The sequence below is a fragment of the Microbulbifer maximicatervae (SeqCode) genome (genome assembly GCF_056232625.1).
Window position 1 is genome coordinate 783,328 of the sequence record NZ_CP174324.1, and the last position, 23,946, is coordinate 807,273.

Consider the following 23,946-nt stretch of genomic DNA (forward strand, 5'->3'; position numbering starts at 1 on the left):
TTGGGTGACCAAGGCAAAATAAGCAGTGCACCTTAGAGGGGCTGATGAAGAAGGAAGAATTCTTCTTATGTGTGGTTGGGGATTGGTCTGTGCAGGCATGTTATTTTCTATGGATTGAGATGATGTTCCTATGGCAGGGTAATACGGACAGGCGATACTGAGGTGATATTTTTTTACATTCTTACTAGAGCTCAATCCATGTTTAATTACCCAAAGGATATCTACGCGACTGGATTAGTGATGCTGTTTTCATGTGTTTATTCTACCGATAGTTTGGCTGTCCAATGCGGAGATATTATTGCCAATTCTCAAGTCCTCACTGACGCATTATCTTGCAGTGATGATCCAGCGCTAATTATTGAGGGGCCGGAGGGTTTCCTTGTGATAGAAGGTGAGGGTTCTATTGAGTGCACTACTAATGGCATAGGAATCCATATGCTGGGGAGATCTGGAGTTGTCATGGGCGGGGTTGTCACTAATTGTGATTTAGGGTTGTTGTTGGATGGAGATGGTTCCCATAAAGTGATTGGTGTAACAGTTGAAGAATCCTCTAGTGCAGCAATTTTTGCACAAAGTGACGGCAATCTAATTCGTCAAAGCACGGTATCGAACACTACTAACGTAATAGCATCTGGTTTGGAGCTAGATGGTGAGAGAAATGTTGCCGTTGGTAATAATGTGTCCGGATTTTTAGAATATGGAATAGCTGGCTTTGGTTTCTATTCATATATTGGAAATAATTATGTAGAGAATAGTGAGTTGGGGATTATATTGGGTGCATTAATAGTTGATGGAGAGAGTATAGGTGCTTCGTATTGCGTAATTGAAAGTAATACAGTGGTAGGCAGTCTACGTACGGGAATTGGAATAGGCGCACCCTATACATATCCTAACATGGATAATTTAGTGACAGGGAATACTGTAACTGGAAGTGGTAATGATGATATTTTGGATGATAATGAAGAGTCAGATTGTAGTGATGGCTTAAATGTGTGGTCTAACAATACTGCTGACACATCATTTCCATCCTGCCTTAAAAATCTTTAGAAGTTAAGAAAATATTCCTATAGTGGGTTGATCGTAAAGAGGCGACACTTTGGTGAAGCTATATTCTACTTGCTGAGGTTCCATCAATGTCCTTCTCTCCAAAAACACTCCTTGCTCCTGGGGTGATGATCTCAACTCTATGTTTTTCTTCAGTCTGCATTGCGGATGTTGAATGTGGCGATACTATTACTGACGCGCAGACTCTTACTGGTGAGCTTTCTTGCAGCGAAGATCCAGCAATAACGGTTGAAGGTCCTGACGGTAGTCTTGTAATGTCTGGTGAAGGCGCAATTGAATGCACTACCGATGGGGTTGGGATACTTATGTTAGGAACTTCAGGAGTTGTGACGGGTGGAGTTGTTAGTAATTGTGAAACTGGATTGGAGTTGGCGGGGAGTGGCCTACATAGAGTATTCAGTGTAACCGTCGAGGAATCCAGTGGCGCAGGCGTTTTTGCAGAAAGTGATAGTAACCTTATCCGACAGAATACCTTGTCAAACACCACTAATGTTCAGGCATCGGGTATTGTGCTGGAAGGGGTGGCTAATGTTGCAATTGGAAATAGTGTCTCTGGTTTTTTTGAAAATGGAATAGGTGGCTTTGGTTTCTTTTCTTATATTGGGAATAATTATTTAGAAGGTAATGCTGTTGCTATAAGCCTGGGAGCAAGAATAATTGATGGTGTGACTGTAGGTGCTTCTTTTTGTGTTATTGCCAGTAATAATGTCCAGAATAATGAAATTTGGGGCATAGCGATTGGAGGTCCCTATGTCATTCAGAATATGGACAATGTAGTTAGTGGAAATACAGTAGCAAGCAGTGGTTTTGATGACCTTTTAGATGACAACGAGGCTTCAGATTGTAGTTCTGGGACCAATATTTGGTCTGGCAATACAGCAAATACTTCGTTCCCTTCATGCCTTAAAGATTTATAAGTAGTGTATTTGGGGTGTGGCTCAGTTAGTCATAATCTTGATCTTTAGGCTTGCAGAAAGGAAAAGTCTATAAAGATGTACCTGCATGTTTGGGGGGTAGGCGTTTATTTTTATTGTTTGTCAGCTTTTATATTTATTATTATTTGGATTGATTCTTAGATCTGGGGTTGGTTTAGATAAGCTCGCCGATAGCGAATTTCTTTAGCTCTTGGTATGCCATACTTCCTTTTGGTTATCCGGTATATATTCGGGGTGAATATATATTGCTGTGTCATAGATCAAAATGACGAATTAATAGTATGTAGAAATGGTCGGAGAAAGCTTTGCAGTTGTCTCGTAATGTTAAAGAGTCGATTAAGCTAGCAACAGCTTTAGTGATCGTTTATGCCATTGCCTTGGGCCTGAATTGGGAGAAGCCTTTTTGGGGTGGATTTGCTGTTATTGTCTGCAGTCAGGCGAATCTGGGGCAGTCTCTTAATCGAGCCATTTTGTGGATTTTAGGGACGCTATTTGCCTTGCTGGCTGGCTGGTTAATCGTCGCATTATTTCCACAGGATCGCTGGTTGTTTATGATCGCCCTATCTATCTGGGTATCTATCTGCGTTTATTTTTTGCAGAGATCAAACTATCAGTATTTTTGGCTTACAAGTGGTTATGTCATCTTTTTGTTGTGGGATGTGACTGGTGGCGACTTCTCTATCTCCTACAAGGCTGGGGTTTTACGTATTCAGGAGTCCTTGCTCGGAATAATTGTCTACGGATTGGTAGCCGTTTTGATCTGGCCTAACTGTAGTCGTGGTGAGTTGAGAAGAGCATCTCTGGATTTATTGAGAGAACATCGTCGATTTGTGGATAATTGTTTTTCTCGGGTTAGAAGTGGCGAGAAAATAAAGATTAGGCGTAAAAAGCGTGTTGCTCTTTTAGAGCTTGATACGCGCTTACAAACAGCCATTGGCGATGCGAGCTCAGATAGTTATGAGGTGTGGGAATGTCGAAAGCAGTGGGGTCACTTTGGTCAATCTGCGACAGCCGTCACGCAATCCCTCTTGAAGTTGGAAGAAAGCTTAGCACTCTCAGGTGATCTGGGTATATCAAAATTCCTTATTGGTGTAGAGGAATATATGCCTGACATTGAGGGGCGCCTCGCGCAAGTGGAGGCAGCGCTTTCAGGGGAAAGACCAGCAGATAGTGCCAATGGAAGAGTGGTTCGAGGAAATATTGAAGAGGTAAAGAGGCTGTCAACCTTTGAAACCGCTGCTTTAGCCGTTACTAGAAAATCCTTAAATGACTTGGAGGTAGAAACCCGATCTCTGATTGATTCAGTAAATGATATACAAACCCGGGGTGACTCCTATTCGAGACAGGTAAGTAGTGACGGTATAGGGTGGCTTGGAGCTTTGATGCCCGACCCAGACAGGTTGACTAATATTGTCCGTGTTCAGATGGGAATGTGGATCGCTTATCTGGCATATCTTTTTATCCCTGACATGATTGGTGGATTGCTGGTTATATTACTGATAACAGTAATAGGTATTCTCGCCTCAATGACCCCCAAAATTCAATTGTTTGAAACCTGTGTTTTCACGATTTTAGTGTGCATATTATCGGCACCTATATATTTCTTTTTAATGCCGAAATTGCATGGATTTTATTCGTTGGCTGTCGTGATCTTTGTATGGACGTTTGTAGTAAGCTTTTCCTCAAATAAGGTCTTTGGACCCCAGTCGATGATTCGAACCCTGGTTCTTATCTTTCCCCAGATTATTTTTAATTTTAACAACTCTCAAGAGTATAGTTTTGTGGTTTACACAAATTATCTATTTGTGTTGGCAATAATTTTTTGTATTTTGGCCGTTTCAAGAAATATCCCCTTCACTGCCCATCCAGAAATAAACCTGAAGAGAAGTATTGATAGAATTCTCAATAGTGCCGCATGGCTGGTGGTGGAGGGCGATATTCCGAAAAAGAAGAGGAAATCATTGTTTTTCCGGTTATATATATTGTACCACCTGAATATTATTATGATCTCAAGGAAGAGAGTGTTCTATTGGGTGGAGGGTATTTCTGATAAAAAAATGCGGGGTATGACCAGAAGCCAGATGCAAAGCCTTATAGGTTTGGCTATGTTGATATCCAACCAGGTTAGGCTGTTATATAAGATAGATAAGAAGAAAATCAATTTTGTGGCTCCTAAAAGATTACTTCGCGAGGCATTCATATGGAGGCGGCTTGCAAGCAAAATACTTATCTATTTTTCTGGTGGCAACCAAAAGGTTGATATTGAATCCCTGCGAAGAGGTTATAGGAGGATATTTGAAAGGGCAAATATTGATGTCGGTGAGTTGATGGAGCTAAGGGAATGTAGTGAAAAATCCAGAGAGGGTGTAACAAACTTTCTTTATTTCTTGGGTGTTGCCCACTGCATCAATAACTATCTGGTAGAGTTTCGTCGCGTTTCAGAAACTGTGGATTGGAAGGCTTTCTGTGAGGAAAGGTGTCTTTAATGTCTGTAGGGTTTTAAATGGAAAGAGTACCGCACGATATATCAATAGGCAGTTTCTATCTATCACCAATATTGGTGATAGCTTTGTTTGGTGTTGTTGCGGCCTTGTTAACCGCTAGGCTTTTGGATCGGTATCGTTTATCCCGATATTTTGCCAATCCACCGATTGTTATTATCTCCCTCAGTGTAATTTATTCAATTTTTATAGGAAGGATATTCTTGGGAATATAGTAGTGGCTAGGTATAGAAAATATATTTTTACTGGAACAATAGTGCTTGTAGCACTGCTGTTACTTATTATCCAGTTCTGGAGATATCTCAATAATCCCTGGACCAGGGATGGAAAAGTGCAGGCGGACATTATTCAAGTGACTCCCAGGGTAACTGGACAGGTAGTTGAGTTGCCTATTAAGAATAATCAGTTTATTAAAGCAGGGGAACTACTGTTTCAGATTGATCCGAGAATATATGAAGCAGCCTTGGAAGAGGCCAAGGCAGAGTACGAGGAAGCTCTCGATACATACCGAGCGCAAAACAAGAATGTTCTCGCTTATGAGGCCAGGATTAGGGAGTCAATAGCAAATATTGATCTGGCAAAAAGTAATATCGGCGCGCTTGATGCGGAAATTGCAAGAACCAAAGCTGAATATGATCGGCAGAGAGAACTGCTACCCCAGAGAGCGACATCAGTAAGGGCATTGCAAGCGGCTCAGGCTGAGTATGAATCCACAATTGAGTATCGAGCGGGTGCAGAAGCCAGCTTGGTGGAATCTATGGCTGCTTTGGAGCAATCCCAAGCGGAGCTGGAGCAGGTTAGAGCACAATTGGGAGCGCTTGGAGCCGATAACCCGGGCGTTCGTGCGGCTTTTGCGCTGCTGGAGCAGGCGCGGCTAAATCTCGAATACACAACAGTTGTTGCTCCGGTTACTGGTTATGTCACCAATATAGATTTTCGTTACGGTGATCAGGCCGTCGCCAACCAACCCGCACTTTCTGTAGTTGATATAAGCACTTTTCGTATTGATGGTTTTTTTCGCGAAACTTTTGTTCGTCGGATCGCTCCGGGGGATAAGGCGTTTATGAAGTTGATGGCTTATCCTCATCTAGAGTTGGAAGGATATGTTGAAAGTATTGGCTGGGGTATTGCTCGCAAAGATGGAACTGCAGGTAATGACTTATTGCCAATGGTAGATCCCACATTTGACTGGATTCGCCTTGCACAGCGTATTCCTGTCAGGATTCATCTGACAGAAGTTCCCGAATCTGTGAAGCTTCGTGTTGGATTTACCAGCTCAGTGCTAGTAATGAGCAATTCTGCGGGCACCGAGCAAGATGAACCGGTGCAATCTCAATAGTTTCAGGAAAGGGTTAATACGGAGCCTACAGGGGTGTCTGTTGGCATTGCTGCTCATCTTCGGCAGTAGTTGTATGCTGGGGCCAGATTACCATCCCCCGCCGGTAGAGGTCGAAAGTGAGTGGATCTATCAAACCAGCTCAAAACTGGATACCTTGGAAGCCGTTAACCCATTGTGGTGGCAGTGGGCATTTTCAGATGTGACGCTGGACGAATTAGTCTCACTTGCGATTGAGAATAACCTGGAGCTGCGTTCTGCGGCTCTCAGGGCTCTCCAGGCCCAGCAACAGCTAGCTATTGCAATAGGTAACCAGTATCCCCAAACACAGCAGCTTGAGGGACTTATTGATCGTTCAAAGTATGTTCGATCGGGGATCACTGGCAATCTGCAGACTGAATATTACCCGAACTTTAATTTAACCTGGGAGTTAGATACCTGGGGGCAGTTAAGAAGGCTGGTTAATTCGGCCGCAGCAGATTTTGAAGCCAGCATAGCTGACTATGATGGTGTGCTGGTTTCTATTATTGCCCAGGTGGCGCAAACCTATATCAATATTCGCACAACGAAACGCAGACTGGAAGTTGCCCGGGAAAACATTCGCGTACAACGCGAGGGTTTAAGGATCGCGAGAGTCAAATTTCGTGCAGGAGAGGTCAGTGCACTGGATGCGGAGCAAGCGCAGGCTCTGCTAAGTAACACGGAAGCCAGCGTGCCGGGACTGGAGATAAGCTTACAGCAGTTTGAAAATGCCCTGGCAGTCCTTCTGGGAATACCTCCTAATAGTTTGAGGTACATCGTCTCTTTTCCCTCATCCATTCCTATGATTCCCACAGTCGTTACTGTTGGTATGCCTCAGGATCTACTAAGACAGCGACCTGATATCCGTGCAGCAGAGCGACGGCTGGCAGCTCAAGGTGAATTAATAGGCGTTGCGAGGGCGGAACTCTATCCAAATTTTAGTATCGGGGGGGAGATAGGGGCTATCGATATCAATGGCGGTCAACTTAATGGCAGCAGTAGTGCCTGGGACCTTTTTATTGAATTTGATTGGAACCTCTTTAACTACGGAAGACTTCGGAGCAATGTCAGGTTACAGGATGCGATTTTTCAGCAGTTGGTGTCTGACTATCAGCAAATAGTTCTGTTGGCGCAAGCTGATGTGGAGAACGCTATTGTCGCTTATATAAAATCCCAAAGGCAATTAGTTCACTATGAGGTGGCTGCCCAGGCCTCCCAGCGATCTGTCGATATTTCCCTGTCTCAATATACTAATGGTCAAGTGGAATTTGATACTGTGATAACTACGCTGATATCAGATGTTCAGCAGCAGGATATTTTGGCGATAGCACGAGGTGCCGTGGCTGCGAATCTGGTGCAGGTGTATCTATCGCTAGGAGGCGGATGGCAGATACAGCAGGAAATTCCACCATTTCAACTTCTTCCAGAAGATATTCAGCAGGAAATGCTAGAAAGAACACCGTATTGGAATAAGGTTCAATAAATTGGTTGAAGCTTCTTAGTTTGATGGTGGTACTAGATATATGAATTTAAGTAACCGTATTGTAAGTGCTTTATCTGCACACAGATTATTCAAGCGATAATTGTCCCGTCAAATTCTATTTAGGCTTTGGTTATGATGACTAGCGCTCCGTTCGACAAAGATACAAATTTGATGGCAAAAGCTCTGGTAGAGGCTATCCCAGAGCGGGGTAGATACTTAGAGTCCCTAAATGGTAAAAGCCTTATATCGAGCAGTCAGCTTAATAGAGATGGGATATTGCAGTTACTCAGACTTGCCGCTCGTTGTGAGCTGGATAATAGAAAGTTCTCATGTCATTTAAACAATAAAATATTAATCAGCGCATTCTTTGAGTCGAGCACCAGGACGAGGCTATCTTTTGAAAGCGCCTGGCTGCGACTTGGAGGGAGTACTGTTTCAATTACAGATAAAGGGACAACACGTATTGGTGTCGGAGAGAGCTTAAGAGATGTTGCAGAGATGGTAAGTAATTATGGTGATTGTGTAATTTTGAGGGATTCTTCTGAAGATTCAGTGAAAATTATGTCTAATAATTTAAGTATACCAATCATCAATGCTGGTAACGGGATAGATGAGCACCCCACGCAATCCCTTATCGATCTATATGCACTTCTCAAGTGGAACCCTTCCATTCTGTCAGGAAAAAGTCGAAAACTCTCCATTGGCTTAATTGGAGCGCCAGCTCGAATGCGAGCGGCGAGAAGCCTCTTGATACTCATGAGCTGTTTTCCTGATATTTTCTCAGAGGTTTTTGTGCTTTGTGATGAGGAAGAACAAGAACCGTTTAGGCAAGCGCAATTATCAATGCTTCAGGAAAAAGGTTTAAAAATAAGGTTAACGGATAAGATTGGAGATATTCTTCCCCGACTCGATGTGGTCTATATGAATGCTATATCCCTAAAAACAGCGGGGCATAGAGATTTTGGGGCTGGATATTTTATAGATAATAATTCTCCTTTGAAAAAACAAGCTATTGTGCTGCATCCTTTACCCCGAATGGGGGAGCTTGATAGTAATCTGGATGATACACCCCATAATTGGTATTTTATACAGGCAAAAGGTGGTGTGTACGTCAGAATGGCCTTGGCAATGGCTATTTGTGGCCGCCCTAGTGAGGTCATAGACATTATCTAGCCGCTCCAGTTTCGAAATGACCCCAATAAAGGGTATCGTCTATGTGCGGAATAGCTGGGATTCTTCATAGTGCGCGTACAATGCCTGTCGATGGTCAACTCCTTCTAAATATGGCTGCTATCCAGTACCACCGCGGCCCGGATGGTGTAGGTTTTACAAACCCTCCAGGTCTGGGATTTGGGATGAGTCATGTGCGCTTATCGATCAATGACCTGAGTGATGAGCGCGCTTCTCAGCCTTATGTGTCAGAAGATGGTCGTTACTATTTGGTTCATAACGGTGAAATCTATGATCATCAGCGAATAAGAGCCAGACTGAGGTCCTCTGGAGCTTCTTTTTTAAGTAAAAGTGATTCCGAAATTATCTTGCATCTTATTGTGGAGTTAGGTCTTGTTCGGGCTATTAAACATCTTCGAGGAGAATTTGCATTTGCCGTTTACGATCAAATGGAGGATTGCCTCTACTTGGTTAGAGATCGGTTTGGAGTGAAGCCACTTTATTGGGCAAGAATCAAAAAAGGTTTAGTATTTGGTTCTGAAATTAAAAGTTTGTTTGCCCACCCTGATGTCCAAAGAAGACTAACAGCGTATGGAGTGTATCACCAGCTTATTCAGGTGTCGATTCCTGGAACAACCGCTTTTGAAGGGGTTTTCCAGGTTGAACCTGGGTGCATTACAAAAGTTAAGCGAGATAACACTGAACTGGCTGTTACTCAACATAAATATTGGGATATCGATTTTTTGATTTCAGATGAGTATGCTCGTGACAAGTCTGATGAGTATTATATTGAGGGCTTGCGGGAACAAATTATAGACTCCGTGTCTTTGAGGCTTCAAGCTGATGTCCCAGTAACCTATTATCTTTCAGGTGGTGTTGATTCGGGTAGCTTACTTGGAGTAGGGCAGTCGCTTTCGCAGCAGGATCTCACCGCCTTTACGATAGCGTTTGAAAATCCGGATTACGATGAGTCTCATATCGCAAAGGAAGCCGCGAGTGAGATTGGTATCAGCCAATTCATAGTAAAGGTAACTGATGAAGAAATATATGAAAATTATTCAGAAACCATCTGGCATACCGAAAGGACATTTTACAATACATTATCAGTAGCTAAATTTTTGCTCAGTAAAGCTGTTAAGTCTAATGGCTACAAGGTTGCAATTACTGGGGAAGGGGCAGATGAGCTATTTTCTGGGTATCCTGCATTTAAAAAAGATTTTTACTTGTATGGCACATCTGAAACTGAGTTGAATAAACGAAGAACCTGGCAGCAACATCTAGAAAGAAGCAATAGCTTATTTAAGGGAGCTATGCTACCAATTGATAGTTATCGATCAGAGGGAATGGAACGGACTTTAGGATTCACCCCTACATGCTTGCAATCTTGGTTAAGCTGTCATCATCAAGCAGAAAAATTGCTTAACAAAGAGTGGCGTAAAGAAATATCTGGTTATGATGCCGGTAAGGCAATTGTTGATACGCTAGATTTATCACAACTCGAAGATAGACATCCGCTGGATGTTGCTCAGTATGTTTGGATTAAAACTATGTTTGAGACCCAGATATTGGGCTGGGTAAGTGATCGAGTAGATATGGCACACTCCATTGAAACCCGTCCGGCCTTTCTCGATCATCACCTGGCAGCGTTTGCTATACAAATCCCACCATCGGTCAGGATTAGAGGAACTACAGAAAAGTATGTTCTTCGCGAAGCGATGAAGGGAGTTCTTCCGGATGTTCTATATAAAAAGCAAAAATTTGCATTCATGGCTCCTCCGGTAGAGACAGCTACCGGAGCTTGGACTCGGGTGCAGCGAGTTATTGAGAAATTTCTCAGCCCAAAGGAGGTTAATTTAGCTGGATTGCTACGATATTCGGAAATAGATACTTTAATTCAAGAGTATAAGTTACCGACCCTACATCGATCAAAAAAGGTTCAATTGGATGCGATGCTCAATCATGTCCTGGGAGTGCAAATATTATATAAGCGTTTTATTGAGGCTAATCTGCCATTGTTGGCGCAAGAAAAATCCTCTCTTCTTGGTTGGAGTTTGGATCGTATGGTTAAGTATCGTAAAAGTTAGAAAACAATAGGAAGTGAGATTTTTTAAGTGCCTATAATGTTTAATTATCTTCTTATGTAAGAGGTGGATAAGTAATCCTATTGCGCCTACTCAGGTTAGTTTACGGTCAGCCTACTTAATATGAAAAGTTGCTAGAAATTTTGTTTTAGCTCGCTGTAACTTTTATTGTTCTGCATAAAGGTGAGCTTGGGATAACTCAACTCTAATTTGTTATCCTAAAGATAACGTTAGGATAAATAGTGTTATGCACCATCATATAGGTCTTGGAGTTATGGAGAGTTCTACCTTTCCACAAAGATCTTTAAGCGTATTAGCCCCAACTTGTTGCATCACCTGCATCATTTGAGCTTTAAGTAGGTAAATTGCATGATTAGCTCCTTCATTGCCAAGGGCACAGACGCTATACATAAAAAATCTTCCCAGAAAGCAAAAGTTTGCCCCTAGGCCACAAGCACTTGCGATATCCACACCGGATCTGATTCCACTATCGATAGCCAAGGAAATCCTATCCTGATAGCTGGAAAACCGTCTCAGTAAGGGGAGAGTCGCTTCGCCTAAATCAAGTTGCCGTGCACCGTGATTGGATAAAATGACTCCATCTGCCCCGAGTTTAATCGCTTGTTGAAGATCGGGTTCACTCATTATCCCTTTAATAATAAGTTTATGGGGCCATAGATCTCTTATACGTTTTACACTGCCAAAATCCAGTGGGCCCATAGTTGTGGTGTTCATAAACTCGGTTAGTTCAAGTTTTTTGTTATCGGTATCAATGTAAGGCTCTAGATTTTTAAATTTAGGGAGACCGTATCGCAATGTGGATAGGCTCCAATTTGGTCTGAGTATCGCTTGCCAGATGTTTTTTACATTCAATTTCGGTGGCATTGCCAATCCGTTGTGGAAGTCTCTGGGGCGTAAGCCAAATGTAGGAACATCAATGGTAATGACTAAATGTTGGTATTGGGCTGAGGTTAGTCGGGATAGTAGGTCAGAAAGAATAGCTGGGTCTGTTGGGTTGTAGAGTTGGTACCAAGCTGTTCCCTGTGAGACTTCAGAAATTCGCTCCAGTGATTCAGAAGATACAGTGCTGAGGATGAACGGGATCTTGTGCTCATATGAAGCCCTGGCAAGTATTACGGGCGCATTTGGCCACATAAGCCCCTGTAGCCCAATGGGCGCTATGCCAAATGGGGCACTGTATAGCTTCCCAAAAAGTTCACACTTTAAGCTCGGTGTGGAGTTTGGTCGGATATATTGGGGGGTGAACTTTACAGAATCGAATGCCTGGCGATTGCGGCATAAGCCAATATCATCCATACAGCCTTCTATTAAGTAGTCATAAGAAAATTTTGGAACTCTCTGCTTTGCTCGATTTTTAAGCCGTTCTGAACTTGCGAAGTGACGGTTAAATAGGCTGTTGTAATTGGTCATACTCCCCCCTTTTTCTGAGTACCTTAGAGATTAGACTAGTCTAGTTATATAGAAGGTGCCGCCTGGTGCAGAAGTGACAATACACATGGGTTGTAGTGGATCTTTCAAATATTGAATTCATTACTACGTACTAATTGGTTATGGGGTGAGTGTTTCCTTTAGTTGTATTCTGGCTTAAAGAGTTGCTTCTGAATTACGTGCCTGTTATCTGGGATTTTGCAGGGATACGGTAGGGTGTTATTCTCGAAATATTAAAGGGGTAAGAGGATTGATAGTGCGTAATACCTTTTGGATTTTTATTTTATTGATGTTAGCCGGTTGTGCAAAACCACTTCCTGAAGACAAGTTAGATTACGCTGGCCCTTGGATTGGTAGCCAAATAAGTTTGATCATAACAACTGATGGCCGGGTCTTGTATGAACGGGTTGAAGGGAGCGTTACAACTTCTATAGAGGGGCCGATAAAAGAGTTCAACGGAGATGATTTCAGTGTTGGATTTTTATTTTTGACTGCAAATTTTCATGTTTCCAATCCCCCTTATGAAGAGGATGGGATTTGGCAGATGACAGTGGATGATGCTCGGCTAACACGGGTTGATTGATCAGTTCGCGCTTTAAATTAGTATCTGGTGTATATGGAGTAAAGAGAACAATAGAAGTACTTTCTATTGTTTTCGATATCCCTTAAGGAGTTCCGTTGAATATAAAAATCAGACACCTAGAAGAATCCGATAATAAGGATTTGTTCGAGATTCATAGTTTTGCCTCAGTAAATGAAAATACCTCTCAACTACTTTTCCTAAACTCTGATAAAGTCGCTAATCTTTTTTCTGATCCGAATAATTATACCTTGGTCGCTGAGTTGGATACCAAGGTCGTTGGGTATGTCACTCTGTTCTTAACCAATAAAATCCGGGATAGACATAGTGCTGTGCTGGCAATTGCGGTACATCCTGAATTTCACGGTCGGGGAGTTGGCCGGATGTTAATGAAAGAGGTGCTTAATCAGGCGGATAATTGGCTCAATCTAATACGATTGGAGCTGGAAGTTCATGTTGATAATGGTACTGCAAAAGCACTTTATGAGGGCTCGGGTTTTCAGGTGGAGGGAACTAAGCGGCTTGGTAGGTTTAAGGCGGGTCGTTATATAGACGTTTTGTTGATGGCGAGAATACATCCTGAGTACCAAGCTAAAGCATAGGGTGCATCTTGCAATCGCAAAATGGACCTGGATATTAGGGAGGCTCAGAATCGAAATTTGGAGCTCCCTAGGGAGAGGCGAATTATTCCGAAGTCTCTATGTGTGTAAATTCTCCACCGAGCTGATCCAGAGTGATCTCTCCAAATCGCGCGAGTAAAATACTCTCCGCCTCATCCATTGCATCCTTCAGGGCGGCATTTACTGCGTGCTCAATGATGCAGTTAGTGTGTTCGTCTGTGAGGCCAATGGTAAAAACTGAGCTGTCTCCCAGCGCTTTATGGATATCCAGAAGTGTAATTTCATCCAAGGGCTTCGCGAGTGACCAGCCCCCATTGTGCCCTTTACTGGAGCGCACGTACCCCTGATCCCGCAATAGCGCCATAGTTCTGCGAGCCACCACAGGGTTGGTGAGGAGCATAGCCGCCATCTTGTCTGAAGTAACCGGCTTGTCGGTCATGTTCAAATGGATAAGGACATGAAGTGCCCGGGATAATCGGCTGTCTTTGCGCATAATTCACCTAAATTTCTGATCCTGCAGTTTATCACGAAACTTTTGCTGTTACGTGTGTTGTGCAGCTTTGAATTTTTGTGTAACAATAAAAGTTACATGATATCGGAGGGGTGGCTATGGATACGGATGTATTGATTATCGGTGGAAGTTTTGCCGGTCTGTCTGCGGCGATGCAGCTCGTTCGCGGCAGGCGCAAGGTCGTTGTGCTGGATGCTAAAAGACCTAGAAACCGCTTTGCAAAAGCGTCCCATGGAGTGTTTTGCCTGGATGGTAAGACGCCCGAGGAAATTCGTAGCACGGCGCTTTCCCAGCTACATGCTTACTCGAGCTTCCAGGTGGTTGAAGACACTGCGGATACTGTGGATGTTCATGAAGAGGGGTTTGCTGTTGCTGCACAGGGAGGTACCACCTTTGAAGCGAAGAGGCTAATTCTGGCAACCGGCATTACGGACCAGCTACCGGATATCCCTGGCGTGAGAGAGCGCTGGGGTAGGAGTGTGATTCACTGCCCTTATTGCCACGGTTATGAGCTGAGTGATCGCCCTTTAGGTGTGCTGGCTACCAGCGAGCTGTCTTTCCACCAGGCGGCGATGATTCCGGATTGGGGCGCTACCACTTTGTTTACCCAGGGGCGGTTTAATCCTGAGGGTGAGGTACTAGATCACTTGTTGGCTCGAGGAGTGATGCTGGAAGAAGCCCCAATTACGCAGTTGGAGGGAGAGGGGGATAGTTTAAGTGAAGTTGTTTTGGCGGATGGCCGCAAGTTGCCACTGGAGGGGCTCTACGTGAGCCCCAAAGCGGAGTTGACCTCTCCGTTTATCGATAAATTGGGGTTGGAGCTGGAGGAGTCTTTTACCGGGCGGATTGTGAAGGTGGATGGCTTTAAGGAAACTTCTGTAAAGGGAGTCTTTGCTGCTGGGGATTTATCCAACCCGATGCAAAGCGGAACCTTTGCGATTGCATCCGGCACCATGGCGGGTGTTGGAGCTCATCGCTCGTTGATATTTAACCAGTGACTTTTAAAGACCGGTGGGGGTTCGTTGGAGATATGCCACAAAAAGAATTTGGTATCTTCCGGGCTAAGTAAGCGGCAGGAGCGGATTTGTGCTCCTGCCGAAAAATATCAGCAGTTCACAGCGTTAACTGCGAGCCCGCCGAGAGAAGTCTCTTTGTATTTGCTCTGCATATCGATACCGGTTTGACGCATCGTCTCGATAACGCTGTCCAGCGGTACGATATGAGCGCCATCACCGCGCAGGGCCAGGCGTGCGCCGTTAATGGCTTTTACTGCACCCATGGTGTTGCGCTCGATACAGGGGACCTGCACCAACCCGCCGATTGGATCGCAGGTAAGGCCGAGGTTGTGTTCCATACCAATTTCAGCAGCGTTTTCAATCTGCTGGTTGGTGCCGCCCTCTACGGCGGCCAAGCCGGCGGAAGCCATGGAGCAGGCTACGCCGATTTCTCCCTGGCAGCCCACTTCAGCGGCAGAAATAGAGGCATTCTTTTTAAACAGCATACCGATAGCGCCGGCGGTGAGCAGGAATTTCACTACCTGGTCTTTCAATTCACCGTGAATTTTACTGTCGTGTACAAATTCCACGTAGTAGGCGATAACGGCGGGAATCACACCGGCGGCACCGTTGGTGGGCGCGGTGACGATGCGCCCGCGCGCGGCATTTTCCTCATTTACGGCGAGGGCAAAAAGACTAACCCAGTCGAGAATGGCGAGGCCGTGGTTGCGTTCTTCCGGACTCTGTTTGCTCAACTCCCGGTAGAGTTCGGCAGCGCGGCGGCGAACATTGAGGCCGCCGGGCAAGATGCCATTCTGGTGGCAGCCTCGCTCAATAGAGGCATCCATTACTTTCCAGATATTCCACAAACGGTCTTTGACTTCCTGCTCGCTGCGGAAGGCTTTTTCGTTTTCCATGGCCAGCTCGGCAATAGTCCAACCGTGATGATCACAGATCTTCATCAGCTGTTCTGCATTGCTGAAGTCATAGGGCAGAAGGGTGGCGATTTCCTCTTTGTGAGCGAAATCTTCTTCGGAGAGCACAAAGCCGCCGCCGATGGAGAAATAGCTGCGCTCGAACAGCAGCTCTTCGCCAGCGTAAGCCTGGCAGGTCATTCCGTTGGAGTGCTGGGGAAGAAATTCCTCCATATGGAAAACCAGATCGCGCTCGCGAATAAATTCGATACCCTGGTCACTATTTAATAACAGGCGGCGCTCGCTCTGGATTTGCGCCATTTTCTCGTCAATCGAGTCGACATCAATGGTGTCTGGAGATTGACCCAATAGCCCCATCAGAACTGCCATATCGGTGCCGTGACCAACCCCGGTCAGGGCCAGTGAGCCGTATAAATGGACTTGTACGCGGTCTGTGCGGGGCAGTTGGTCCCGGTCTTGTAAATCTTGCACGAATTGGCGGGCAGCGACCATGGGGCCCACCGTGTGGGAGCTGGAAGGGCCAACCCCAATTTTGAAAAGCTCAAAAACGCTAATACTCATAAATATTCTCTGCGCCGGGCTGCATCCTGCGGCAGCCCTCCCTAAAGGATATAGTTGCACTATTTAGGGGCGCACTTTGCCTTATGAGTCGCAACAATCAAGATGGTGCTCCCCATTCCGTACAAAATTCTATTAGCAGCAAATTTTGCGGAATTTATGAGTTCCCAGACCTTAAGCGTATAGACAAGCTACGGCGCTTCCGCGACCAAAACTGCTCTCTTGGGCGCGGGGTGACCTTCCACGGTTTTGTCTGGCGATTCCGGGTCGAGAAAATCTGCCAGGGATTCGAAGTGCATCCAGTCGGTGCGCCGCTGTTCCTCCAGGCTGGTGGTGTTCAAATCCACGGTCCTGGGGTTGCGGAAACCGCACTTGCGCAGCCAGCTCTCCAGGGTGGCGCAGCTGGGGAAAAACCACACATTGCGCATCTTTGCATAGCGGTCTTCGGGTACCAGGCAATCGCCGAGTCCGCCGTCGATAACCAGTGTCTCCAGTACAAGCTGGCCGCCGGGACGGAGGGTTTCGCGCAATTCGCGCAGGTGATCCATGGGTGAACGGCGGTGATAGAGTACCCCCATGGAAAAAGTGGTATCGAAAGCGCGCAAGTTTGCCGGGAGCGCTTCAATACCCAGGGGCAACAAATCCACTGGTGCTTCCTGGCCCAGGTATTTTTTCAGCGCGTAAAATTGCGCGACAAATTTGGCGGAAGGATCAATACCGATTACGCGGCGCGCGCCGGCACCGTAGGATCGCCAGCAGTGGTACCCATTGCCACAGCCCACATCGAGCACCAGTCGATTTTTCAGTGGTGCCAAGTGCGGAAGTACCCGATCCCATTTCCAATCGGAGCGCCACTCAGTATCAATATTTAGTCCAAATAACTCCCAAGGGCCTTTGCGCCAGGGGTGTAATTTGCGCAGTTCCCGCTCCAGGGCTTCGAGTTGTTCCGGGCTGGCATCGGCGGCAGTGCCTGCGCTGACCTTGCGGTTGAGTTCGATAGCGGAGGGCGTGATTTCCGGTAGGGCTTCCACCGCTGCGCGCCAATCGGGCAGGTCGCCCCAGCGATGAGGACTCAGGTTTTCAGCCACCTGTGTTGGCAGCTGGGCCAGCCAGGTGCGCAGGGCGGGAACGTGTTGCAGGCCTTGATAGAGTTGGGTGTAGTCGATCACGGGGTACTTACTTTTCCGGCGCGCCTTTGATGGCGATTAAAGAGGCAAAATTAAAACACTGGAACCAGACATCGACACTGGTAAAGCCGACATTTTTCAGTCGTGTGCGGTGGGTATCCAGGGTTTCCGGAATTAATACATTCTCCAGGGCAGAGCGCTTCTGTGCGATTTCCAGCGCGCTGTAACCGTTGGCGGCTTTAAAGGAGTGATGCAGTTCGATCATTAAATCGTTATGGGCTTTATCGGCGAAGTCCACTTTCTCGGAAATAATCAGAATGCCGCCGGGGCGCAAACCATCGTGGATTTTCTGCAGGATTTCTTCGCGCTCTTCCACCGGAATAAATTGCAGGGTGAAGTTGAGCACTACCACCGAGGCATTTTCGATAGCTACGTTTTGCAGGTTGTCGCAGATAAGCTGAACGGGAACCTCGCCGCTATCGGCTTCGAGGACCGTACGCGCCTGATCAACCATGGCTTGCGAATTGTCTACAGCGACGATCTCACAGTCGGCAGCGGGAATGCGATGGCGCATGGCCAGGGTTGCCGCGCACAGGGAGCTGCCCAGGTCATAGCAGCGGCTTCCAGCTTGGGCGTAGCGCTCTGCCAGGGTGCCGATCATGGCTACGATCGTGGTGTAGCCGGGCACGGAGCGTTTGATCATATCGGGAAAAACTTGCACCACCTGGCGATCGAACTCGAAGCCGGCTACCTGGCCCAGTGGGTTTGCATAAATATTGTCGTGTTTACTCATTGGAACTTCGCTAGAGGATAACGGCGATAGATCGGCGCCGGTTTTGGCCGGCGCCGCAGAGCTTCCCCGGACAAATTGTCGGGGAATCGTCGAGCTCCAGTTAGAGCTTCTCTTCCTTCAGGTTGAGTTTGGCTGCCGCTTCGCTACCCTGGGGACCGGTAACAATGGCGGTACTGGCCTTGCTCCGGTCCAGATAGGTGGCACCGACGCGTTGCAGGTCTTCCAGGGTAACTTCTGTAACCTGCTTGCGGAATTGTTGGCGCGTCTCGTGGGTGCGACCGTAAAGGCCCGAGTGGAAGTTCTTCTTGGCTTCACCAGCGGGGGAGCCGGGTTTATCCAGACCGCCGACGACGCCGAGGATCGCTTCCTCAACCTGTTCTTCCTTGTGCTTCTCTTCGGCCAACCACTTAAGGGATGCGTCGAAGTCCTCCAGGGTTTCACCCATACGCGGATCGCGGTAGGAGTAGAAGCGGAATACGCCGATATTGCTGTCGTGGCCGGCTCCGCCGCCATAGGCGCCGCCCTGTTCGCGGATGGTGCGATGCAGGAAGCCGTTGCGCAGGAAGCCGCTCAAAACCGACAGCGGGGCCGCATCCGGGTGGGACATAGGCACAGTAGCGTAGGCCTTGGCACAGAAGTTCACCTGGCTGTTGGCAACCCAGAGTTCCTCGATTTGTTTGCGTTCGAAAGGTGCAGCGGGGTTGGCTGCGGCGATGCTGGAAGTCGAGGTCAGTGGCATCAGTGTCTGGCTGAAATCGCCAATTTTCTCTTCTTCACCCACCAGCAGGAACTGGCGCGGTGCTGCGAGGATTTTCTGGTGGATAGCCTGGAATTGGGTGGAAAGGTCTTGCAGGCCTTCCTCTTTTTCCAGTCCGGCAACCAGGGCTCGCAGGTTGCGCAATCCCAGCAGACCACCGCTGGCATGGCTCTCCCAGGCGGCGCGGTTGTAGCCGGCACTGGCGGCAGCCATGGCAAGGGCGTGGCCGTTGCCGACAACACCCTGTTCGCGGCGGGCGAGGGTTTGTAGTAGCAGTTCCTTGATGCGGGCGTGCTCGTCAAAACGCACCTGCTCCATGGTGGCTTGCATCAGTTCGGTCAGGCCGCCCTGATTGCGTGCCAGCGCTTTACCGGACAGGATAAAGTGGCCGGACAAGTGATCCAGGTTGTCGATGGCAGTGCGGCTGCTGGTGAAACCGTGCAGGGCGCCTACCACGCTGGTCTGCCACTGCTGGACTTCCAGGTAGTCTTTTTCACCCAGGCCAACTTCGCTCAGTACCTGGCAGTAGTAAGGCAGCAGCTGTTTTTCGGTTTCGGTGAATTCCGGCAGCGCGCAGACCATTTGTTGGTAAACCAGGCCGTTGGTGCCCGCGCTGTAGCGGGTCAACTTCTGTGGGCCCAAGTCTATTGCTTCGCCTTCGACATCCGGAAGCTCTGCGGGAATATCTTCCACGCCGACCTTGGGAAGGATAGAAGCGTCGTCCTCGCGGTTTTGTCGATCGGCCAGGGCTTTGGCGGTTTCGACAATCTGTGCTTTTTCTTTTTCGCTGAGAGCGGCTTTGATTTCCGCCAGCTGGTCTTTCTCCGCTTGCTCGCGGCGCGCAGCCAACTGCTCATCGGGACTCAGTACCATACGTACGCGGTGCTGGTTCTCCAGCAGAAGTTCACGGGCTTTATTGGCGATAAACTTTGGATCTTTGATCTGCTCGCGCAGACGCTCCAGGGTGGCATCGATATTCAGCAGGCCGATGGCATCGCCACGGTGAGTGGCGCCGGTCAATGCGGTGAGAATCAATTGCAGGCCGAAGGGGTAGCCGTCGCCACCAATTTCCCGCTGTTGCAATTCCAGCTGGTGCAAGCTGGCTTCTACCTGTTCGTAGGGGATGCCGTTTTCCGCCACGTCCCTCAGCACGTCGAGAACTTGTTGCTCAAGCTCGTCGGCACTTTCGCGTTCGCTGCCTTCAATACCGCAGACAAACACCAGTTCGCGTTGGGAATCGTCCAGGCCAACCAGCGGAGAAGGGGAAGTGCCAAGGTCGGTGGTTTCCAGCAGCTTCATCAGCGGTGAGGCGCTGTTATCCAGCAGTACACCGGCGAGCAGGTGTGCGGTCAGGGCCTCTTCAAGATCGGTGACATCACCCAGCAGCCAGCTCAATACGATATGGGTCTTGGCCTTCAGAGGTTCGCTATTTAACGGGTAGTGTTCTTCAACTTTCAGCGGCGCCTGGTAGCGGTCTTCGCGCCCAACGGAAATAGTCTTGTCGAGTTTCTCGAACTTGTGCAGCGCTTTTTCTTCAAACGCGGCCTGGTGTTCCGCTGCGGGAATATCACCGAAAGTCATAAAGGTGGCGTTGCTGGGGTGGTAGTGGCTGCGGTAGAAGGCAACCAGCTGCTCGTAACTCAGCTTTGGAATATCAGTAGGTTCGCCACCGGAGTTGTAGTGATAGGTGGTGGTGGGGAACAGATATTTGCTCAGGGTGTGCCACAGCTGCGAGGTGACGGAGCTCATGGCGCCTTTCATCTCATTGAACACGACACCTTTGTAGACGAGCTCGCTGCTCGCATTATCCGCCTCGGCAAATTCCAGGCGGTGGCCTTCCTGGGCAAAGTCCAGCGGGTCCAGGCGCGCAAAAAATACCGCATCCAGGTAGACGTCGAGAAGGTTGTCAAAATCCTTTCGATTCTGGCTGGCAAACGGGTAGGCGGTCCAATCTGAACTGGTGAAGGCGTTCATAAAGGTATTGAGTGAGCGCCGGATCATCATAAAGAAAGGATCGCGCACCGGGTACTTGTCACTGCCGCACAGGGCGGTGTGTTCAAGAATATGGGCGACACCGGTGGAGTCTTCAGGCACGGTGCGCAGGGCGACAAGGAAAACATTTTCCGAGTTGTCTGCGGCGATGTGCAGGTGCTGGGCACCGGTCGTAATGTGTCGGTATTCCTCGACGCGCACGCCGAGAGAATCAATATCTGCGCTGGTAACCAGTTCAAATGCAGGATGTGAGTTGCTCAAAAGACAGCTCCCTGGAGTTATATGAATTTTCTGGCCGGCCACTGCTGCCGGCGAAAGGGCGCTATTCTACCGCTTGCACACATCGGAAAGACAGTGTTGACAAGGATGCCAGTAGGGCGAAGACTTCGCTTGCCGAAGCTACGGCATAAATGTAGACGAACACGGAGATATTAGAGGTTGTCCTGGTTGGATATTGCCAGTGTCATTGGCTTTTTTATCACATGGGTGGGTTACACCGTTTTTGCGCGAAAAAAAGCCAAAGAAACCTGGTGTCTTACTTCATCGCTTCAGTGGTACCGCGTTGAATGGATGATGCGTATGCTCGATAGGGATATGCGCATGGCGGATACCGCTATTCTCAGTAACCTGGAGCGGGTCATTGGTTTTTTTGCCTCCACCAGTATTCTTATCCTGGCGGGTTTAGTGACGGCTTTGACGGCGAACAAGGCCGCCATCGAAGTGCTTACCAGTTTGCCTTTTGCGGAGCCCACCACCGTTGAGCAGTTTGAGCTCAAGGTGATGTTGTTGATCCTGATTTTTATCTTCGCCTTTTTCAATTTTACCTGGTCACTGCGCCAGTACTCCTTCGCCAATGTACTTATTGGCGCAGCACCGCCGCCGGAAACCGGTGATCTATCTGAGGAAGAGCGACGCCGATTTGCCATCAGTACAGCCAAGGTGATTGACCATGCGGGCCACAGTTACAACTACGGTCTGCGCTCTTATTATTTCTCAATGTCAGTGCTGGGCTGGTTTATCCACCCAATCCTGTTTGTTGCCGGCTATCTGTTTGTTGTCTGTGTTTTATACAGGCGTGAGTTTTTGTCCCGCGCACTGAATTCAATTTTGGCGGCCCGGGAGGGCGGGCTGGAGCGCCAGCAGAGGAAAAAATTCGATGAAAGACCGTGAAATCCTGGCGGCTTTTGATGAAGTCGCTGAAATGCGCGGCTGGCAGTCACTGCATACCCCAAAAAACCTGGCCATGGCGCTATCTGTGGAAGTTGCAGAGTTAGGGCGACACTTTCAATGGTGCAGTGATAAAGATATCCAGGATCTAATGGCAGGCGACAAGGCCGAGCAAGTTGCCGCTGAACTGGCGGATATTCAGATGTACTTGAGCAAACTGGCCGCTGTACTGGGGGTTGATATGGAAGAGGCGCTACAGCGCAAATTCGCCGAGAACCGCCGCCGTTGCAATGAGGCTTTGCAAGGTGAGGGCTCCGATGGGTGACAGCCTGCGTAAAGATCGAAACTTTGACGATCTCGCTCACCGTTTTCGCAACCGTATCTATGGCGGCCTTAAAGGGGATATCCGCTTGGCAGTGCTCAACCGGGATCTGGCGCCGCTGTTGGGGAGCGAGCAGCGCATTCTAAAAATCGTTGACGCTGGGGGCGGCCAGGGCCACTTTGCCATGGATCTGGCTGAGGCTGGGCACGAGGTTTTTCTCGCAGATATTTCTGCGCAGATGCTTGAACTCGCGGATGCGGAAATTCGCCAGCGCCATTTGCAAAAGCAAATGACCTTGCTGCATAAACCCCTGCAAGAACTGCCGCAAGTAGAAGCGTTAAAGGACGCCGACCTGGTAATTTGCCACGCTGTGTTGGAATGGTTGGAGCAGCCGCAACAGGCGTTGCAGCAGCTGCGCAGCCTGTTAAAGCCTGGTGGGCATCTTTCGCTCACTTTCTACAATCGACGTGCCCTTGAGTTCCGTCTATTACAGCGGGGCAGCTTTCGCCAGTTGGACCGCAATATTGAAGGGGATAACTGGGGTGGCCACCCTGGCAGCCTCACACCACAGAATCCACTGCTGCCGGAATGGGTGGAAGACTGGCTGACCGAAGCGGGCTTTTCTGTGGCTTGTCACAGCGGCATCCGCTGCTTCCACGATTTTATGACGCCATCAATCCGGGAAAAGTTGCCCGCGTCGGCCATTGTGGAAAAGGAGCTTGAATACTCCCAGGTGGACCCCTATCGGCAATTGGCCAGGTATATCCACCTGCTTTGTAAGGTTTAACCAAGAATGCTCAGTAGTAACTCCTTAGCGGCGTTGATACGCGATGCCAGGTAATCGTTGCCGCCGCGATCTGGGTGGAGTTTTTGGATCAATTTGCGGTGTGCACTAATGATTTCATCTCTGCCAGCATCGGCGTCAACGCCAAGGATTCGGCGCGCTTCGTGTTCCGAGAGTGGCGGGCCCTCGGCGTTGTGTGGCGGCGGATGTTGAGTGGCCCCTGGATTTGGGCGCCTGCTTGAATACTTTTCAAACAATGGCATCAACCAAGGTAAATAACGGGAGAGCTGACTGAGTAAACGGCCCAACACAGGAAGAATGAGCACGAGCGCTGCTCCTACCCAATGCAGGCGCCCGGTGATAGCCAGCACAACCACTATTACGGCGACACCGGCGATACAGGCCATAAATATCTGCTTGCGCCGCTCCTGCGGTGAGCTAGATTTGATTTTTTGCCAGAGATACCAGGCACCGATGGCGATTAAAATCAGTAAGATTAAGCGCGCCAATGACGACTCCTTATAGTGTTGATCTGCCAATGTTTGTTCTGCGTATCATAGAGTCCTCTTAACTACTTGATTCGCGGATTAATATAGTAAGGAAGCCTCTGAATAATTCCGTAAGGTCTCTGCGGGTCTTGAAGGCTGCAAAGCTTATGCACAGCTCGCCAGCGAATGGCCAAGAGCTGCAAGGTAGCAGCTGTGGCCTTCAAGACCCGCCCTACGGGGCTTTCAGAGCGATTCACACTCTGAAAGCCAGAGGCA

General features: G+C 48.0%; 21 protein-coding genes. 14 read left to right on the plus strand and 7 right to left on the minus strand.

Annotated elements, in window-relative coordinates; genetic code table 11:
* Nucleotides 1-198: 198 nt before the first annotated feature.
* The 8 genes from ACJJI6_RS03445 to asnB all read left to right on the plus strand — a co-directional run bounded on the left by ACJJI6_RS03445 (nucleotide 199) and on the right by asnB (nucleotide 10,595).
* Nucleotides 199-1,047, plus strand: a complete 849-nt coding sequence (locus ACJJI6_RS03445) for a right-handed parallel beta-helix repeat-containing protein (RefSeq protein ID WP_475712498.1) — start codon at nucleotides 199-201, stop codon at nucleotides 1,045-1,047.
* Nucleotides 1,048-1,133: 86 nt separating this feature from the next.
* Nucleotides 1,134-1,982 carry a NosD domain-containing protein gene (locus ACJJI6_RS03450; RefSeq protein ID WP_475712499.1) on the plus strand — a complete coding sequence of 283 codons (849 nt, stop codon included), beginning with the start codon at nucleotides 1,134-1,136 and terminating at the stop codon, nucleotides 1,980-1,982.
* Between the two features lie 323 nt (nucleotides 1,983-2,305).
* Entirely contained in the window at nucleotides 2,306-4,486 is a 2,181-nt protein-coding gene (locus tag ACJJI6_RS03455) for an FUSC family protein (RefSeq protein WP_475712500.1), read from the plus strand.
* A gap of 17 nt (nucleotides 4,487-4,503) precedes the next feature.
* Nucleotides 4,504-4,716, plus strand: a complete 213-nt coding sequence (locus ACJJI6_RS03460; RefSeq protein ID WP_475712501.1) for a DUF1656 domain-containing protein — start codon at nucleotides 4,504-4,506, stop codon at nucleotides 4,714-4,716.
* A gap of 41 nt (nucleotides 4,717-4,757) precedes the next feature.
* Nucleotides 4,758-5,840, plus strand: coding sequence for an HlyD family secretion protein (locus ACJJI6_RS03465; RefSeq protein ID WP_444893662.1), 1,083 nt, complete (start codon nucleotides 4,758-4,760; stop codon nucleotides 5,838-5,840).
* A 40-nt stretch (nucleotides 5,841-5,880) separates the two neighbouring features.
* A complete protein-coding gene (locus tag ACJJI6_RS03470; RefSeq protein WP_475712502.1) occupies nucleotides 5,881-7,341 on the plus strand; it encodes an efflux transporter outer membrane subunit in 1,461 nt (486 codons plus the stop codon).
* A 132-nt stretch (nucleotides 7,342-7,473) separates the two neighbouring features.
* Nucleotides 7,474-8,514 (plus strand): aspartate/ornithine carbamoyltransferase family protein, encoded by a 1,041-nt coding sequence (locus ACJJI6_RS03475; protein ID WP_475712503.1) that lies wholly within the window; start codon nucleotides 7,474-7,476, stop codon nucleotides 8,512-8,514.
* 41 nt (nucleotides 8,515-8,555) lie between these two features.
* Complete coding sequence (gene asnB / locus ACJJI6_RS03480; RefSeq protein ID WP_475712504.1) at nucleotides 8,556-10,595, plus strand: asparagine synthase (glutamine-hydrolyzing); 2,040 nt, start codon at nucleotides 8,556-8,558, stop codon at nucleotides 10,593-10,595.
* Nucleotides 10,596-10,847: 252 nt separating this feature from the next.
* Here asnB and ACJJI6_RS03485 read toward each other — a convergent pair whose 3' ends face one another.
* Complete coding sequence (locus ACJJI6_RS03485; RefSeq protein ID WP_475712505.1) at nucleotides 10,848-12,023, minus strand: alpha-hydroxy acid oxidase; 1,176 nt, start codon at nucleotides 12,021-12,023, stop codon at nucleotides 10,848-10,850.
* 274 nt (nucleotides 12,024-12,297) lie between these two features.
* Between ACJJI6_RS03485 and ACJJI6_RS03490 the strand changes: the two genes are divergently transcribed.
* Nucleotides 12,298-12,624: a hypothetical protein gene (locus ACJJI6_RS03490; RefSeq protein WP_475712506.1), complete on the plus strand. Its 327-nt coding sequence runs from the start codon at nucleotides 12,298-12,300 to the stop codon at nucleotides 12,622-12,624.
* A gap of 95 nt (nucleotides 12,625-12,719) precedes the next feature.
* A complete protein-coding gene (locus ACJJI6_RS03495; RefSeq protein WP_475712507.1) occupies nucleotides 12,720-13,223 on the plus strand; it encodes a GNAT family N-acetyltransferase in 504 nt (167 codons plus the stop codon).
* Between the two features lie 82 nt (nucleotides 13,224-13,305).
* Here ACJJI6_RS03495 and ACJJI6_RS03500 read toward each other — a convergent pair whose 3' ends face one another.
* Nucleotides 13,306-13,734 (minus strand): Rrf2 family transcriptional regulator, encoded by a 429-nt coding sequence (locus ACJJI6_RS03500; RefSeq protein WP_445358517.1) that lies wholly within the window; start codon nucleotides 13,732-13,734, stop codon nucleotides 13,306-13,308.
* A gap of 116 nt (nucleotides 13,735-13,850) precedes the next feature.
* Here ACJJI6_RS03500 and ACJJI6_RS03505 point away from each other — a divergent pair, with 116 nt between their 5' ends.
* A complete protein-coding gene (locus ACJJI6_RS03505) occupies nucleotides 13,851-14,750 on the plus strand; it encodes an NAD(P)/FAD-dependent oxidoreductase (RefSeq protein WP_475712508.1) in 900 nt (299 codons plus the stop codon).
* A 107-nt stretch (nucleotides 14,751-14,857) separates the two neighbouring features.
* Here ACJJI6_RS03505 and ACJJI6_RS03510 read toward each other — a convergent pair whose 3' ends face one another.
* The 4 genes from ACJJI6_RS03510 to ACJJI6_RS03525 all read right to left on the minus strand — a co-directional run bounded on the left by ACJJI6_RS03510 (nucleotide 14,858) and on the right by ACJJI6_RS03525 (nucleotide 21,170).
* On the minus strand, nucleotides 14,858-16,243 hold the full coding sequence (locus ACJJI6_RS03510; protein ID WP_475712509.1) for an L-serine ammonia-lyase: 1,386 nt from the start codon (nucleotides 16,241-16,243) through the stop codon (nucleotides 14,858-14,860).
* A 188-nt stretch (nucleotides 16,244-16,431) separates the two neighbouring features.
* Complete coding sequence (gene cmoB, locus ACJJI6_RS03515) at nucleotides 16,432-17,409, minus strand: tRNA 5-methoxyuridine(34)/uridine 5-oxyacetic acid(34) synthase CmoB (RefSeq protein WP_444897008.1); 978 nt, start codon at nucleotides 17,407-17,409, stop codon at nucleotides 16,432-16,434.
* A 7-nt stretch (nucleotides 17,410-17,416) separates the two neighbouring features.
* Nucleotides 17,417-18,160 carry a carboxy-S-adenosyl-L-methionine synthase CmoA gene (cmoA, locus tag ACJJI6_RS03520; protein WP_444914037.1) on the minus strand — a complete coding sequence of 248 codons (744 nt, stop codon included), beginning with the start codon at nucleotides 18,158-18,160 and terminating at the stop codon, nucleotides 17,417-17,419.
* A gap of 100 nt (nucleotides 18,161-18,260) precedes the next feature.
* Nucleotides 18,261-21,170: an insulinase family protein gene (locus ACJJI6_RS03525; RefSeq protein WP_475712510.1), complete on the minus strand. Its 2,910-nt coding sequence runs from the start codon at nucleotides 21,168-21,170 to the stop codon at nucleotides 18,261-18,263.
* Nucleotides 21,171-21,347: 177 nt separating this feature from the next.
* On the opposite strand from ACJJI6_RS03525, the gene ACJJI6_RS03530 reads away from it, so the two are divergent.
* From ACJJI6_RS03530 to ACJJI6_RS03540, 3 genes are read left to right on the plus strand one after another with little or no spacing between them, the layout of a single operon-like run.
* Complete coding sequence (locus ACJJI6_RS03530) at nucleotides 21,348-22,079, plus strand: DUF599 domain-containing protein (RefSeq protein ID WP_108733516.1); 732 nt, start codon at nucleotides 21,348-21,350, stop codon at nucleotides 22,077-22,079.
* Nucleotides 22,066-22,401: a nucleotide pyrophosphohydrolase gene (locus ACJJI6_RS03535; RefSeq protein ID WP_444917440.1), complete on the plus strand. Its 336-nt coding sequence runs from the start codon at nucleotides 22,066-22,068 to the stop codon at nucleotides 22,399-22,401. The genes ACJJI6_RS03530 and ACJJI6_RS03535 overlap by 14 nt, the downstream gene beginning before the upstream one ends.
* Complete coding sequence (locus ACJJI6_RS03540; RefSeq protein ID WP_444917439.1) at nucleotides 22,394-23,185, plus strand: methyltransferase; 792 nt, start codon at nucleotides 22,394-22,396, stop codon at nucleotides 23,183-23,185. Before ACJJI6_RS03535 ends, ACJJI6_RS03540 begins: the two co-directional genes overlap by 8 nt.
* On the opposite strand, the gene ACJJI6_RS03545 is transcribed toward ACJJI6_RS03540, so the two are convergent.
* Complete coding sequence (locus tag ACJJI6_RS03545; protein WP_444917438.1) at nucleotides 23,182-23,691, minus strand: DnaJ domain-containing protein; 510 nt, start codon at nucleotides 23,689-23,691, stop codon at nucleotides 23,182-23,184. The genes ACJJI6_RS03540 and ACJJI6_RS03545 overlap by 4 nt on opposite strands.
* Nucleotides 23,692-23,946 lie beyond the last annotated feature (255 nt).